Source organism: Paenibacillus camelliae (assembly GCF_023715345.1).
Classification (GTDB): Bacteria; Bacillota; Bacilli; order Paenibacillales; family Paenibacillaceae; genus Pristimantibacillus; species Pristimantibacillus camelliae.
Map to the genome: position 1 here is coordinate 112551 of NZ_JAMBNY010000003.1, position 14475 is coordinate 127025.

The following is a 14475-nucleotide window of genomic DNA, read 5'->3' on the forward strand; positions in this document are numbered from 1 at the left end:
TGCTCATTAAAGCTCATCAATAATAATCGTATAAACAATACCTGGACCGTGTACTCCAATCGTTAAATCGTTCTCAATATCAGCAGAACGACTAGGTCCAGATACGAAATGTATCCCAGCTGGCAAGCGCTTTAGCTCATCTAGCGGCTTTAGCACCTCTCCGAGTCTCGTCACAACTGAGCTTCGCGGGACAAGCGCGAACAATAGCGTTGGCAGTAAGCTGACGGAGCGACCCTTCGTCTTGCTTGACAGTAGAGCAAGCGAGCCTGTATAGGCAACGGCGTAATCCGCTAGCACCACACCGATATCCGCCTCAGCTGCTCTTGCCTTCCAGTCCTCCAGCGCATCATCGTTCCAGCTTCGTACCTTCACCTGCGGCATAGCCTGCTCTAGGCCCAGCTGCTCCAGCAGCTGCTCATCCTGACGCAGTACGTGCATCGCTTTCAGCTCTACTGCCTTATCTACAATAATGTTGCTTGCATCAGCAAGCGTAGCAGCTCGCAGCACATAGCCTCCCGCTGCTTCAAAGTTGCGCTGGAACATCTCAAGCTTTTCAACTTCACCCAGCTCAAACTGCTCCCAAAACTCAGGTGCCCCTTGCAACGGACGCTGCGGCTTTTGCGTCATTCGAGGACGTTGCAGCTTCGCCGCAATGCCATTCAAAAACTGCTCCTGCTTTTGCTTGGAAGCCTCATCTAGCTGCTGCAGCCAATCCTTACGAGCATTACTCATGCGATGCACCTCCATCTCGTCCTGTCAGCCATTCTCGCATGCGAGCGGCAACAGCTGGATCTGCCGCCTTTGCCTGTTGATCTAGCTCTGATCGAAGCTCACCGTATTGTTCACGGAAAAGCTGCTTGGAGATGCTCGGCGCTACGCGGTGCGAATTCCAGCCTTTAAGCGGACCAATCTTCGCTCGAATGCCCCCATCTCTAACAACAACCTTCTGACCAAGCTTGCCTAGCTTCAGCGCGCGATGATACACCTTCACATTGGACATCACTGTGCCAAAGCCTTTCATGCCCACACGCTCTAGCGGATGGTCATGCCCGGCTTCAACCTTACGTCTGCGCAAGGAAACGAGCATATCATGCAGTGGAATTTTCACTGGACAAGCCTCATAGCATGCCCCGCAAAGACTAGAGGCGTTCGCAATATCATCCCACTCTGCTACATTCTTCTTTAGCGCAGGTGTTAGCACCGCTCCAATTGGTCCACTATATGTGCCGCCATAAGCATGACCGCCGATATGACGATAGACAGGGCAAGCATTCAGACAAGCACCACAGCGAATACAGTTCAGCAGCTCTTGGAACTCCGGATCACCCAGCTGCAAGGACCGACCATTATCAAGAATAATGATGTGCATCTCTTCCGGACCATCGCCGTCCTCTTCACGCTTTGGACCCGTAATACCTGACATATATACCGTCAGCTTCTGTCCTGTAGCGGAGCGCGGCAATAGCGTTGCCATAACCTCAAGATCTGCCCAAGACGGAATGATACGCTCCATGCCCATAAATGTAATTTGCGTTTTCGGCACGGTCGATACCATTCGCGCATTGCCTTCATTCTCGAACAATACGATGGAGCCCGATTCTGCAATTGCGAAGTTACAGCCTGTTACTCCAATATCTGCTTGTAAAAACTTCTCACGCAGCTTTTTACGTACATAGCCTGCGAGCACGGATGTTTCAGGCGGCAGCTGCTCACCTGCGTCCTCGGACAATAGCTCTGCAATTTGATAACGATTTTTATGAATAGCGGGAATAATAATATGGGATGGCGTCTCGTTCGCTAGCTGAATAATGTATTCGCCAAGATCTGTTTCAATTGCCTCGCAATCGATGGATTGCAGTGCTTGATTGAGGTGAATTTCTTCCGTTACCATCGACTTGGATTTTACCGCGCTTTTTGCTTCCTTCGCTTTTGCGATCTGAAGTGCGATGCTAATCGCATCCTGCGCTGTATCGGCAAAATGAACATGTACTCCGTTTTCTCTCGCGTTATTTGCAAATTCACCTAAATAATAATCAAGGTGAGCAATCGTATGAAGCCGAATTTGCCGTCCGCGCTCTCTCCACTCTTCCCAGTTTCCATGCTCCTCTGCCGCCTTCAGCTTGCCGCTGCGCAGTCGTTCTGTCGTAAACTTAACGGCCTGTCGTAAAAAATCATTGTTCAAGGCCAGCTGCGCGCGTTCCTTGACCGTTCCTTTAAGCTCGGTTTGCTGTGTGCTCATCGCTGTAGCTCACCCCCTCGTACAGCAGCTCTGCCAGATGCATCACCCGCACCGGCTGATTGCGATAACGCAAATGCCCAGCAATATTCATCAGGCAGCCCATATCAAGGCCAACGAGCACCTCGGCCTCCGTCTCGATAACATGCTCTGCCTTCTCCGCCACCATTGCCCCCGATATATCTGACATCTTGATCGCAAACGTTCCGCCAAAGCCGCAGCAATCCTCGGCAAATGGAAGCGGAACAAGCTCTAGCCCCTCAACGTTATTCAGCAGCGCCATCGGCTCATGCTTCACACCGAGCAGGCGGCTGCCATGGCATGATGGATGATAGGTCACCTTATGCGGAAAGCGTGCGCCTAGATCTTGAATGCCGAGCACCTCAACCAAGAAATTCGAAAATTCAAACACCTTTCTTTGCAGCTGGAGCGCTTTTTCCTGCCACTCAGGCTCTTCTTTGAACATTTCAGGGTAATGATGAATCATGTAAGCACAAGACCCCGACGGTGTAACGACAAAATCACTATCTTCAAATGCGTTAATAATCGTTTTCGCAGCGGCTCTTGCTTCCTTCCAATACCCGCTATTGTAAGCAGGCTGGCCACAACAGGTCTGCACATTAGGAAACTCAAGCACAATCCCGTATCTGGCAAGAAGTCGCATCATTGTTTCTCCAACTCTTGGATATATTGCATCACTTAAACAAGTAATAAACAATGATACCTTCATCCTTTTCACCAGCCTTCATCTGGAATTAAATGTTACCGTAAGCTAGACAAGCGGTGATGCTTATCCAGCCTACGTTGTCATGACGAATTAGTCTTCATTTAATAGAAGTATTCATACGTTAGATTCCGACCATGAGCAGGATCATTGGTTAACCATCGTCGGTTTTCTATAAGTATTCGTATAGTCTAAAACAAGCTCCCTAACGGCAAGCTCATCTAGGCAAGTGTCACTTGAATGCCTTCTGCTTCAAGTGCTGCCTGTACGTCACGGCTCATATCACTATCGCTAATGACCGTATGAACCGCTGATAGATCCGCCACATGCGTGAAGGCCTGCACGCCAAATTTGCTAGAATCGGCAAGTAGAATCGCTTGATCCGCTGCTCCGAGCATTTGCTGCTTCAATCGTGCCTGCAGCTCCCCTGATTCGCTAATGCCACGCTCCAGATGAATGCCCTTGCTCGAGAAAAACAGCTTATTTACGTGAAATGACTCTAGTGCTTTTTCTGCGATCGGTCCGACGAACGAAAGAGAGCGCGGGGATAGACGTCCACCTAAAGAAATAACCTCAATCTTCTCCTTCATGCTCAGCTCAGTAACGACTTTTACCGAATTGGTCAGCACCGTAATCGGCAGGTCAGGCATAATTTTGGCCATATACCAGGCTGTCGTGCTCGCGTCGAGCAGAATTCGATCATTCGGCTCAATAAGCTTAATCGCCTGCTCCGCAATCCGCCGTTTTTCCTGCGAGCGTGTAACCTCTCGCTCACTATAAGGGACCTCTTGCTGTGCATCCTTCACGCTAACCGCACCACCGTGCGAACGCTTTAATCGTCCTGCCTGTTCAAGCCGATCCAAATCTCTGCGAATTGTTTCTTCCGTAACCTCACATAGCTCGCTTAGCTCAGAGACTCGTATGCTTCCTCTCTCATTAACAAGCTGAACAATTTTTTCATAACGCTCTACAACCAGCATGCGCATCCTCTTTTCAACACGTTTTTCTGAAACGTTCCTGTTTCATATCTAGAACAAATTATAACGTATAAGGCCTAAGGGGCAAAGAACTGATGCAACATCTGCTGCTCTTGCGCCGCATGATGAAAAATGATGCTATCTTGTAAATGCGGCAGGCACCCCGCCATCAATCGTCAGCATGCAGCCTGTCGTTTTGCTTGCTTTGGAGGATGCAAAAAATGCAATGCCTTCTGCAATATCCTTCGGATAAATATTAACAAGCAGCGTCGTGCGCTTGCGGTAATATTCCTCAAGCTGATCCGGTTCAATGCCATATGCTGCTGCACGCTCGTTGCGCCAGTTAGAATTCCAAATCGCTGATCCCTGCAGAATTGCATCTGGGAGCACCGTATTGACACGAATGCCGAATTCTCCGCCTTCTGCTGCAATGCAGCGTGCAAGATGTGCTTCTAATGCTTTGGCTGCACTATAGGCAGACGCATTTTTACCGGCATAAACGGAGTTTTTAGAGCCAACAAACACCATGCTGCCGCCAATCGACTGCTGCTTCATAATTTTGAACGCTTCTCTTGCAACTAAGAAATAGCCTGTGCCCAGCACGTTGATGTTCAAGTTCCATTCCTTTAAGGATGTCTCATCGAATGGACTAGACGTTGCCAGACCTGCATTGTTTACGATAATATCAACGCCGCCGTATTGAAGCACGGCCTCGGCATAGGCTGCCTGCACTTCTTCTTCCTTCGTTACATCCATCTTCACAGCTAATGCACGAGCATCGCCATACTTTGCGTTCAGCTCATCTGCTACCTTCTGAGCACCCTCCAGATTGAGGTCAGCCAGCACAACATGTGCACCTTCTTCTACTAGACGCTGCGCCGTTGCACTGCCGATGCCGCCTGCACCACCAGTAATAAATGCGATCTGACGAGAGAATTCCATCTCTGCTGGAGCAAGCGTTAGCTTGTAAAGCTCAAGCGGCCAATATTCTACGTGGAATGACTCGTTCTCACTTAATGAAACGAAGTTGCCTAGCGCTGTTGAGCCTCTCATGACGGCAATGGCGCGGTGATATAGCGCTCCGCTTACTTTGGACATCGCCCAGCTCTTCCCTGTGTTGAACATTCCGATGCCTGGAATGAGAATAACGCGCGGTGCAGCCTCAAACATCACCTCGTTGTTTTCACTATTGCGCTCAAAGTATGCTTTATAGCCTTCCTTGTAGCTTGACAAGCCTTCAACCAATCGCTGCTTTAAGCCCTCGATATCCTGCTCATTTGGCTCCCAATCAATAAATAGCGGGGTAACCTTCGTATGAACAAGATGGTCAGGACAAGCAGCACCGATCTGAGATAATTGCTGAGATGCACTGCCTCCAACAAATGCAAGCACATCAGCTTCATCATCGAATGTAACGATCATTTTTTTCTCATCGCTAACTAAGCCACGAATGAGCGGCATAATTTGCGCGGCTACACTTTGGCGTGCTTCTGGTGCAAGTGGGGCGTGTTTCTGACCACCAAACAGCTTCGCTTCATTCACCTTCGCTTCAATATATTGCTCTGCTTCATTTATAATGTTGATCGTTTGTGCGTAGCACGCTTCAGACGTATCACCCCAAGTGACAAGACCGTGCTTTTCCATGAGCACAAGCTCTGCCTGTGGATTGGAGCGAACCCCGTCGGCGATCATCTTCGATAGTGTAAAACCAGGACGAACATAAGGCACCCACACAAAGCGGTCACCGAATATTTCCTTCGCAATTTCCTTACCGTTATCCGCGCAGCAGATGCTAATAATCGCATCAGGATGCGTATGGTCTACATGCGGGAATGGTAGAAAAGCATGCAGTAGCGTTTCTATCGAAGCTCTAGGATGCTTACTGTCAATCATACAGTTGCTTAAGTAAGCGACCATATCCTCGTCGCTCATCTCATCACGTTCTAGTAATGGCTGTATATAGCTTAAGTTCAGCCCTGTAAAATGCTGAGCCTTCATCGTGGCTAGATCCGAGCCGCTGCCCTTTACATACATGACATCAATCTCTTGTCCACGGAAGTCTATCATTTTCGTTTTACTAGAGGTGTTACCTCCACCCCAGTTACATACGCGACGATCTGAGCCAATCATATTTGAACGATACACAAGCTGCTCAAGTCCGTTCGCCTGCTGTGGAGCATCTGCTGCATTCCATAAATTTTGTACCAATTGAATGCCTCCCTTTATTTATGTTGTTTTGTGTTTGTTTGCTTTTGGTATTATATGTTTCATATACTATCACCTTTGTTTGTTTTTGTATATATCCTTTTCATTAATATTATGTTAAAACATGAATGTTGAACAAAGGCAATCGGGCTGATTAACAGATAATCAATGGCAGAATATTCTTAATTAAAAAAGTCCACTGGGCAGGGGTTAGTCCCAGCTAAAAGAGCTTCCCGCCAAATGACGAGAAGCTCTTTTAGTTCTAGTATTAATTTGATCGAATTATTGACCTTCTATCATAACTGATTGAATTTTCAATTCATCACTGTATGTTAACTTTACTGATAAAGCATATTCAACAGGAGATATACTCCCTGCCAATGTAGCTATAAGTTTATGATCTATGACTTCATATTTGATTATATTTCCAAACCCAATTTCTTCATTCCATTGTTCCACAATTGATTCATCATAGCTTTTTTCGAAACTCTCCTCACCAATGTTTAGTGTTACTTTAACTTTTCCATCTACATGATCGATACTTGATTTCTTATTATTCTTTACATATTTTTCGGCATCTTCAATTGCAAATTCACTCAAATTATCTTTGTTAAGGATATGAACTTCTTGTTGATTAAATCCTGTTCCATATGCCTTTGTAAGTATAATTATTAATTCTTCCTTGTGATCATTATTTATATCATCTATCATCAATTCAGGGTAATAGGTTTCGTTTGTTACATTAGACCAAGAAAATTTTTTTTCGTTCATATCATTTTTTACAATAATTTCTGTATATAAATCGTTTGAAACTTTATCACCAAACACACTAATTCCATCAAGATTAATTAACTCTAACTTAGAAGAATCTGAAAAACTTACAGCTGCAGGTGTTTGTTTTTCTTCATTTTCTATAGTTCCACATCCTGAAATGATTAAAACCAACATTAAAGCGAATCCTATTTTCCACATCATGTAATCCCTCCCATTTAATGATCTTTCCAATATATAATGTGACGTTTCATAATAGATATTAGTTACAACTTATATGAAATAAATATATATTAGATATTTTGCTAGTTATATAATACCTATTAATAGTTATGAGAATGATGAGGCCAATTTATTTGGGCAAGTTAATGCTCATAGTGATACAGATGTAGACAATCTTTCAAAGTTAAATATATAAGGAGAAGATTATGATGAATGCAATAGAGAAACGGATTAATGATCTGCACAACTACGAGATTCACTTAACTAAGCCTAAGGATTTCGAACAATATTGGCACCGTGTAAAGCAAGAAGCTTTAGCCACGACGGTTAATGGCCAGCGGGAGCTAAACCCAACCTATATGCAAGGTGTACATACGTATGAGGTTACATTCGAGGGCTACGCTGGCACGACAATTCATGCAACATTATCTCTCCCTGAAGGAGCAGCCTCTAAGGCGCAAGTTCCGTGCCTCATCACGATGCCTGGCTATATGGGAGGGCGGAGCAATAGCTATCAGCATGCACAATGGCTGCTTATGGGAGTTGCTGTTATGTCCGTTGATGTACGTGGTCAAGGGAAGGATACAGGAAATACGCTTGGTAGTACGCACGGTATGGCAAAGGGATGGATTACGGAAGGTTTGCTTGATCCCGATCATTGCTACTATAAAGCAGTGGCGGTTGACCTATTGCGTGCCCTCAGCTGGCTTAAGGATCAACCAGAGATTGATACTGCACGTATCGGGGCAATTGGGGCAAGCCAAGGCGGTGGACTAGCGTCGTTGCTTGCAGCACTTGATGATACGATCTGCATGCTCGTTGCAGACATTCCGAATATGTGTCATATCGATTATGGTGTTCTACATTCCACAGGCTCGTTGACTGAGATTGCCGAGTTCTGCAGAAGAAGACCTGAACAGCTGCAAACGGTTCTCGAGACACTAAGCTATTTTGAATTAATTCATATGGCTGATCGTATACAAGCGCCTGTCTTAATGAGTGTTGGACTTAAGGATACGGTATGTACACCAGAGCAGATTTTCCCATTCTATCGCTCCATTGTATCTGAGCAAAAGCAGCTGGAAATTTACCCTTTCTCAGGGCATGTAGTAGAGCCGGCTCAGCAGCAAAAAGCTATCGACTTTGTATATCAACATCTGTTGAGTAAATAACCTTATTTTTTTCTCCATTGCCTGAAGATTAGCAGGAGTCGCTTCAGGTATAACGATTATTTTGGAGACACTGATTAACGACACACAAGCTAAATATACGATCCTTAAGAACAAAGGACTTAACGGTTTATTGATAGCCGTTAAGTCCTTTGTTATGAACGAATATGGAGATAAGACGCATTTTGCATTTTGCGTTTTGCGTTTTGTGAATTATGCTTTACAGCACCAGAAGGCCAACGATAAACGTAATCACGCCAACAATAGCAACGAACATATTAGACTTTAAAAAGGATTGATTAAGAAAACGTACCGCGAACCAGTTCAAGCCACTATGCAGAGGGATAAGTATAATGACCGTCCACGGATTGAAGGCTACGATCATTGTTGCTCCGATATGAAAAGCTGAAGCCCATATGCGCTCTATTACACCCCATAAGGGACTTACATTAAGCTGACCTTGTGCCGCTAAAAATTTCTTCGCCTCCATCGCTTTCTCATCCGTTTTATTGGCGAGTGTAGTTAGCGCCACAATGTTGACAATCGTGAACAGTACTTCTATAGCGGCCCAGCCTTGCCCAGCAGCAACAATGCCTGCAGAGGATGCAGCAACAGACGTGAATGCGACAAGCAACAGCCTTACAGATTCTTCTAGCGGGCCTGAGCTTAACGCTAAGATGTTACGTCCCTTCTCCTCAGGAAGCTTGGCAACTAACGCGCTTACCGGACCTCGCAGTAATAGAGCGACAAACCAGCCAAGCGCACCTAGGCCGAACGCCTTCCAATCTGGCGCATAGCCTGCAGCATAAAAAGCTGACATAAACAATACGGGCACAAGGATATATACAGGTAATATCAACAATGCTTTCTGTGTTGCTTTTTTGAATCGATCATTAAGCTGCTCATGTGGTATCGTCGTACTCATAACTAAATCTCTCCCTTTTTGTATACACAACTATTGTTATCATTATCAATAATGATAACAATAGAACGAGAAGCTGTCAATATGATTGCTTCCCTAAATCTCTGGAAAATCGATAATCGACAGTAATCTTTTTCTGCGATATTCATTAGGCTCGTTCTTCATTGCCTTTAGAACAATATCTCGAATATCGTAGAGCATCTTCAAGTTTTCTTCTTCTGTCAGATATGCTGAGAATTGACGGTAGGATACGCCGTCCTTCACTAAGTCAATATGATCCTGATGAATGTACCGACCATATTCACCAATTAGGCTTGCTAGATAGTTCATAAAAAAGGTCATGTGATCATCCGGAGATGCTTGCTCCAGCTCCTCAACGGAAATTTCGGCTCCCTTCTCTGGGAGCGTATATACCTTTTCAAGAGTGCCGCGGTTCGGAATCTCCTCCGCAACCATCAATACCCCTGACTCAACGAGTTTTTTTAGATGGCGATAGAGTGTAGCCTGAGGCACATCAACTAAACGCTCCTGAAGCTGCTGAGCGGTCATGCGTTCTCCTCGGACAAGAGACTGAATGACACGCATTCTGACAGGATGTAATATAATCTCTGCTTTTTTCAAGATGAATTCCCTCCTGGTGCCTCCACAATTATTATCAACATTGATAATGTTAATGTCATTATACTGTAGTTCTGATTGAATCGTCAAATTAGAAGGCATAAACATATAAAAAGGGCATGCATCGTTATGGTTACAATAACGACACATTGCCCATATTACAGTCACTCCGATAAAAATACAGAAGTCCCTACATAGAAGCTATTAGTTCGATGCGACTTATATTCAGGTCCGTTACTCTGCTTCGCCCACAACGGTGAAGCGCTCATTCATATGCTTAGGGTTTTCAATCTCGTCTAATACCGCGATCGCAAAATCTGCATAGCTAATATAGCTTTCACCCTTAGCATTTACAAGAAGCTGGTCCTTACCTGATTGATACTTCCCTGTTCTCTTTCCTTCCGGATCGAACATTGCAGAAGGACTAATAAATGTCCATTTTACATCTGATGCACCTTTAAGCTCTTCTAGATTTCTGCCTTGACCTGTAGCTGTTGGCTTAAACATATCTGGAAAATCAGGAGTATCCATTACTCTTAACGTTTTCTGTTCATCTACGTAAAGGCTACCAGCTCCGCCTACGATCATCGCTCTAGTCTCTGTGCCTTTTATTGCCTCGATTAAAGCATGTCCAGCATCAACGTGCGCTTGTTCTTCACCTAGTGGGGCACCGAAGGCATTCACGACAACATCAAACGCTTTTACGTCATCCGTTGTCAGGTCGAAGATAGATTTTTCAATGACCGTAATGCTCTTCTCATTAAGCTTAGAAGCATCTCTAACGATAGCTGTTACCTCATGTCCACGCTCTAGCGCTTCCTTCATAATTAGGTTGCCTGCCTTACCGCTTGCACCAATTATTGCGATTTTCATCCTATATTCCTCCTCAAAATAGATCAATTGTAATCGTTGTTGTTACATGTAACTATATTAGTTACATTTATGACAATTGTCAATTTATTTTGTTATTATTTGTTCAGCGATGAATAATATGCTTGTAATTGAATGAATTACAGGTGTAGGATAGATAATAACAAGATGCTATGATCATGCGTTGAAGGTAGGGGTTAAAGTTGTCAATTAGCAGTCGATTCGCGGTCGGCATTCATATTCTTGCCCTCATTGAGTTGAATAAAGATGGGGTAAGCACGTCAGAGTTTATCGCAAACAGTGTGAATACGAATCCTGTCGTCATTAGAAAAATTATCGGTATGCTTAAGCAAGCTCAGCTAGTCCATGTACGGCCTGGTATTGCTGGCGCTGAATTAGCAAAAAAAATATCTGACATTACGCTGCTCGATGTGTACAAAGCTGTTCAAGTTGTAAGTGAGAATGAATTGTTTAGTATTCATGATCAGCCTAATCCACAGTGCCCTGTCGGCCGTAATATACAAGAAGCAATCGGACCAGTGCTTATAACGGCACAGTCTGCCATGGAAAAAGTGTTAAATCATATTACGATTGAAGATATTGTTACAGACATTTCTAATAAAAATTAAAAGATCTCGGATTTCAGGATCAAAAGCTTGATCAACTAACCGATAAAATCAAATACAGGCACAACATAAATAGAGCTCTCTTAAGGTATAAACCTTCTAGAGAGCTCTATTTGTATCGTTTTATTTAATACGATGAAGATAGTCTGCATCTGTTTAATACTGAACCAGTTTTACTATTGCTTATAGGTTAAGCTTATCCCACTAGATCGGTTAGCCGTGTTAGATCATATGACTATCCTTTGTGGAAATAGCTCTCCTGTGGTCCAAAATATGAGTATGGTAATGATCCTCTCGACAGCACGAGCTTTTGCAGCACAATACCTGCATCCAGATGATAGATTCGCAATGTATGCGCGCCCTTCGTTAGCTGGTGCGCTGTTGTTTTTAGATGCGCATTATTCAGCACAGCTTGCTCCCAGTCACGCGTTTTACCTGGCGTATAATGCTCGCTAACCGTATCAACGACAACCGGCTCCTGCTCATCAAACGCTACAGCGTAACGGAGCCTGCTCTCAACACTAAGCGGATTGCTCGGTGCCAGCACTGTCGTTAATTCGTATTGTGCATCTTCTGCCGCATAGATTCTGTATTCCACATAAGGTGCGTCCGTCACTTGCTTAAAGCTTGCTGTTGATGGAAGCAGCTTAAGCGATGAGAGGGAGCGACCATATTGCTCGATGACCTGCCACTCTGTATGTGGTGCTGCAACACGTGCACTCGTATGCTCTGCTTCAATAGCAATAACACCAGCTGTCTCAATAAACGTCTCCTGAGGAAGCTCTGAACGATCAACAAGCTGTGCACTAATCGTTATTTGTACCGTTTGACCCGCTCCACTAATGCTCAAGCTTCCACTACCACTAGTGCGCAGCTTCGCCCAATCGATCGACACTTCGATTGATTCTCCAGTAGTCACATGGCCGATCGCCGGCTCACATACGATCCAATCTTGATTAGTAGAAACCTTATATTCGAACGATTCCACACCGCCATTAGAGATCGTCAAGTTCTTACTCTCAGGCATAAGGTCATAGAAAGGTCGAAGAGCTCCTTGCTCCATGACGATACGGCCCTCTGCATGAACGATAAGCTTCGCTTGCTCCTGCTGTGGCTGCACGCTCGTTACCTCTGGATAATGCCAGCCATCCGCGTTCCAATTGACATAGCCTACATGCGGAGAGGACATCATCCCTCGCCACTTGCCGCCAGACATCGTCTCATTATAATATTGCTCTAGCTCTTGATCGCGCTTAATTGCCTGCTCCGTTAAAGCAGCGTACGTATTAGCCAGTTGGCTCGGATGCTCCTGATTGCTGTAGAGCTGATTCCAGCCTGCATACAGGTTCATCTTTTTGACAGTCGCCGACGCTACGGCAGGATAATAGACAAGCTGATAGTACGCATCCTGATGTGAGGCTGGAATCTGCTTAGCGACGGCATCTGCCTTACGCTCGATCTCCAGCGCTTCCTCCAGCATCCGCTCGGCTTCCTTATATTCAGTGAAGCTGTACGTATCCGGATAGATGACCTCTGGCTTACGTTTTCCGTTCATACGTGTATAATCGTTCAACAGCTGGGCAATGTCCTCTACCGTCTCATCACTCACGACATGACCGAACTGCTGCTTCGCCCATTGTCTAATAAATGGCTGTGTTTTGTTGTATTGACCTGTGCCTAGCTCTTCAAAGTTGTAGGCTAATTCCATAAAGTAAGAGATTGGCAGCTCATTTGGCTTCAAATCGCCAACGTTTACGATCCAAATGTCGCGAATGCCATACTCAAAGGCCATCGTCATCTGCTCCCATACCTTTTCAAGCGGAGTTGTATTCACCCACTCGTAGGAGCGTGGGCCTCCATGATAATCAAAATGATAATATATCCCCCAGCCGGACGGACGATTTCTATCTTCATCCACCGGTAATGTTCGCATATTACCAAAGTTATCATCAGATAGCATGATCGTTACATCATTGAGCACATCCCAATGCTTCAAGCCAGGAATGGTATCACTGCCATGCCAGAACTCCTCGACTTCCTTATAGACGACCAACGCTTGCGGAGCATGCTCCAGTCCGTGCTTCTTAAGCAGCGACTTTTGCGTCATAATAATATCCTTTAATCGATTAATATTCTGTTCGAGTGTACCGCCTAGTTCGGAATCACGCTCACCGCGCATACCTAGCGTAATGATGCTCTCTAGGTGCTTATTGCGAATGACGCCATCCTCCCAAAAACGTGTAATGGCCTCGCGATTCACTTCAAAATCCCAATCGTTACTTTCAGAATATTGCTTATAAATGTGCTGCCACTCTTCCCCTGCACGGAATAATGGCTCATGATGTGAAGTACCCATCACGATGCCGTAAGCGTCGGCAAGTTCAGCATTGGCAAGCGGATAGCTTTTTCCATTCTCACTGAATACAGCACTCCACATCGCCGGCCACATGAAATTTCCTTTTAGACGAAGCACCAATTCAAATATCGGCTTGTACATCTCTTCATTAAAGCCGCCGAACTGATTCATTGCCCAAGAGCCAAGAGATGGCCATTCATCGTTTAAGAAAAATCCGCGGTATTTAATCGATGGCTCCTTAGAAGTGTAGCTCAGCTTGCTCGCTGGAATGCTTATCTCACTTGACTTGGCTGGTTGAACATCGCCCCAATACACCCAAGGACTAACACCGATTAGACTAGAAATATGATAAAGTCCGTAGAACGTACCTCGCTTTTCGCTGCCGACAATGACGATTGCTTGTGCAACATTGTCAAACGGCTGCTCAATCACTTGAATCTGAAACGATTCACGCTTATGCTTTAAAGAAGAAAGCTCCAGCTTACCTTTGGCAACCAGCTCATCAATCAGCTTACTGCTGCCAATCGTACCCGCTACGATCGCCATATCGCAAGCGGTCTCTGCTTGCTCTGTTACGACAGTCGGCAGCACACCAGTTACGAGCTCGATGTCTGAAGCTAGGGATTGAGCAACAAGCTTAAGGCCTGATCCATCCTGTCCGGATGCATCAATATAGATAGGAGCAGCTTTTCCATTGTGAACAAGTGTGACGTTATATTGCTGTTGCGTAAGATGATGACTCATCTTAAACACCTCCATGATTATCGAATTTAACTATT

The 14475-nt window shown here is 45.0% G+C and carries 12 protein-coding genes; 2 read left to right on the forward strand and 10 right to left on the reverse strand.

The genetic code is table 11. The features are described 5' to 3' along the window. Nucleotides 1–6: 6 nt before the first annotated feature. From M3180_RS08400 to M3180_RS08425, 6 genes are all read right to left on the reverse strand, one after another. Entirely contained in the window at nt 7–732 is a 726-nt protein-coding gene (locus M3180_RS08400; RefSeq protein WP_251666940.1) for a LutC/YkgG family protein, read from the reverse strand. Beyond that, the gene (locus tag M3180_RS08405; RefSeq protein WP_251666941.1) at nt 725–2239 is read right to left on the reverse strand and encodes a LutB/LldF family L-lactate oxidation iron-sulfur protein; all 1515 of its coding nucleotides are present in this window, start codon (nt 2237–2239) and stop codon (nt 725–727) included. Before M3180_RS08405 ends, M3180_RS08400 begins: the two co-directional genes overlap by 8 nt. Continuing rightward, nucleotides 2214–2966 (reverse strand): (Fe-S)-binding protein, encoded by a 753-nt coding sequence (locus tag M3180_RS08410; protein WP_251666942.1) that lies wholly within the window; start codon nt 2964–2966, stop codon nt 2214–2216. The genes M3180_RS08405 and M3180_RS08410 overlap by 26 nt, the downstream gene beginning before the upstream one ends. 215 nt (nt 2967–3181) lie before the next feature. After that, on the reverse strand, nt 3182–3940 hold the full coding sequence (locus M3180_RS08415; RefSeq protein ID WP_251666943.1) for a DeoR/GlpR family DNA-binding transcription regulator: 759 nt from the start codon (nt 3938–3940) through the stop codon (nt 3182–3184). Nucleotides 3941–4075: 135 nt separating this feature from the next. Continuing rightward, entirely contained in the window at nt 4076–6145 is a 2070-nt protein-coding gene (locus tag M3180_RS08420) for a bifunctional aldolase/short-chain dehydrogenase (RefSeq protein WP_251666944.1), read from the reverse strand. Nucleotides 6146–6424: 279 nt separating this feature from the next. Further along, nucleotides 6425–7117 carry a hypothetical protein gene (locus tag M3180_RS08425; RefSeq protein WP_251666945.1) on the reverse strand — a complete coding sequence of 231 codons (693 nt, stop codon included), beginning with the start codon at nt 7115–7117 and terminating at the stop codon, nt 6425–6427. A 224-nt stretch (nt 7118–7341) separates the two neighbouring features. On the opposite strand from M3180_RS08425, the gene M3180_RS08430 reads away from it, so the two are divergent. Further along, nucleotides 7342–8307: an acetylxylan esterase gene (locus tag M3180_RS08430; RefSeq protein WP_251666946.1), complete on the forward strand. Its 966-nt coding sequence runs from the start codon at nt 7342–7344 to the stop codon at nt 8305–8307. Nucleotides 8308–8524: 217 nt separating this feature from the next. Here the strand turns inward: M3180_RS08430 and M3180_RS08435 are convergent, their stop codons facing one another. The 3 genes from M3180_RS08435 to M3180_RS08445 form a co-directional block, all read right to left on the reverse strand. Further along, on the reverse strand, nt 8525–9229 hold the full coding sequence (locus M3180_RS08435) for a YhfC family glutamic-type intramembrane protease (RefSeq protein ID WP_251666947.1): 705 nt from the start codon (nt 9227–9229) through the stop codon (nt 8525–8527). Nucleotides 9230–9322: 93 nt separating this feature from the next. After that, nucleotides 9323–9847 (reverse strand): helix-turn-helix domain-containing protein, encoded by a 525-nt coding sequence (locus tag M3180_RS08440; protein WP_251666948.1) that lies wholly within the window; start codon nt 9845–9847, stop codon nt 9323–9325. A gap of 231 nt (nt 9848–10078) precedes the next feature. Continuing rightward, entirely contained in the window at nt 10079–10717 is a 639-nt protein-coding gene (locus tag M3180_RS08445) for an NAD(P)-dependent oxidoreductase (RefSeq protein ID WP_251666949.1), read from the reverse strand. A gap of 200 nt (nt 10718–10917) precedes the next feature. Here M3180_RS08445 and M3180_RS08450 point away from each other — a divergent pair, with 200 nt between their 5' ends. Further along, complete coding sequence (locus M3180_RS08450) at nt 10918–11343, forward strand: Rrf2 family transcriptional regulator (RefSeq protein WP_251666950.1); 426 nt, start codon at nt 10918–10920, stop codon at nt 11341–11343. A 232-nt stretch (nt 11344–11575) separates the two neighbouring features. On the opposite strand, the gene M3180_RS08455 is transcribed toward M3180_RS08450, so the two are convergent. Then, nucleotides 11576–14440, reverse strand: coding sequence for a glycosyl hydrolase 115 family protein (locus M3180_RS08455; RefSeq protein ID WP_251666951.1), 2865 nt, complete (start codon nt 14438–14440; stop codon nt 11576–11578). Nucleotides 14441–14475: the final 35 nt, after the last annotated feature.

What these genes read in the sequence shown, in the direction of transcription:
- M3180_RS08415 (WP_251666943.1), bottom strand. Translation starts at nt 3,940, where the DNA reads ATGCTGGTTGTAGAGCGTTATGAAAAAATTGTTCAGCTTGTTAATGAG.
- M3180_RS08445 (WP_251666949.1), bottom strand. Translation starts at nt 10,717, where the DNA reads ATGAAAATCGCAATAATTGGTGCAAGCGGTAAGGCAGGCAACCTAATT.
- M3180_RS08435 (WP_251666947.1), bottom strand. Translation starts at nt 9,229, where the DNA reads ATGAGTACGACGATACCACATGAGCAGCTTAATGATCGATTCAAAAAA.
- M3180_RS08425 (WP_251666945.1), bottom strand. Translation starts at nt 7,117, where the DNA reads ATGATGTGGAAAATAGGATTCGCTTTAATGTTGGTTTTAATCATTTCA.
- M3180_RS08410 (WP_251666942.1), bottom strand. Translation starts at nt 2,966, where the DNA reads ATGAAGGTATCATTGTTTATTACTTGTTTAAGTGATGCAATATATCCA.
- M3180_RS08430 (WP_251666946.1), top strand. Translation starts at nt 7,342, where the DNA reads ATGATGAATGCAATAGAGAAACGGATTAATGATCTGCACAACTACGAG.
- M3180_RS08400 (WP_251666940.1), bottom strand. Translation starts at nt 732, where the DNA reads ATGAGTAATGCTCGTAAGGATTGGCTGCAGCAGCTAGATGAGGCTTCC.
- M3180_RS08405 (WP_251666941.1), bottom strand. Translation starts at nt 2,239, where the DNA reads ATGAGCACACAGCAAACCGAGCTTAAAGGAACGGTCAAGGAACGCGCG.
- M3180_RS08455 (WP_251666951.1), bottom strand. Translation starts at nt 14,440, where the DNA reads ATGAGTCATCATCTTACGCAACAGCAATATAACGTCACACTTGTTCAC.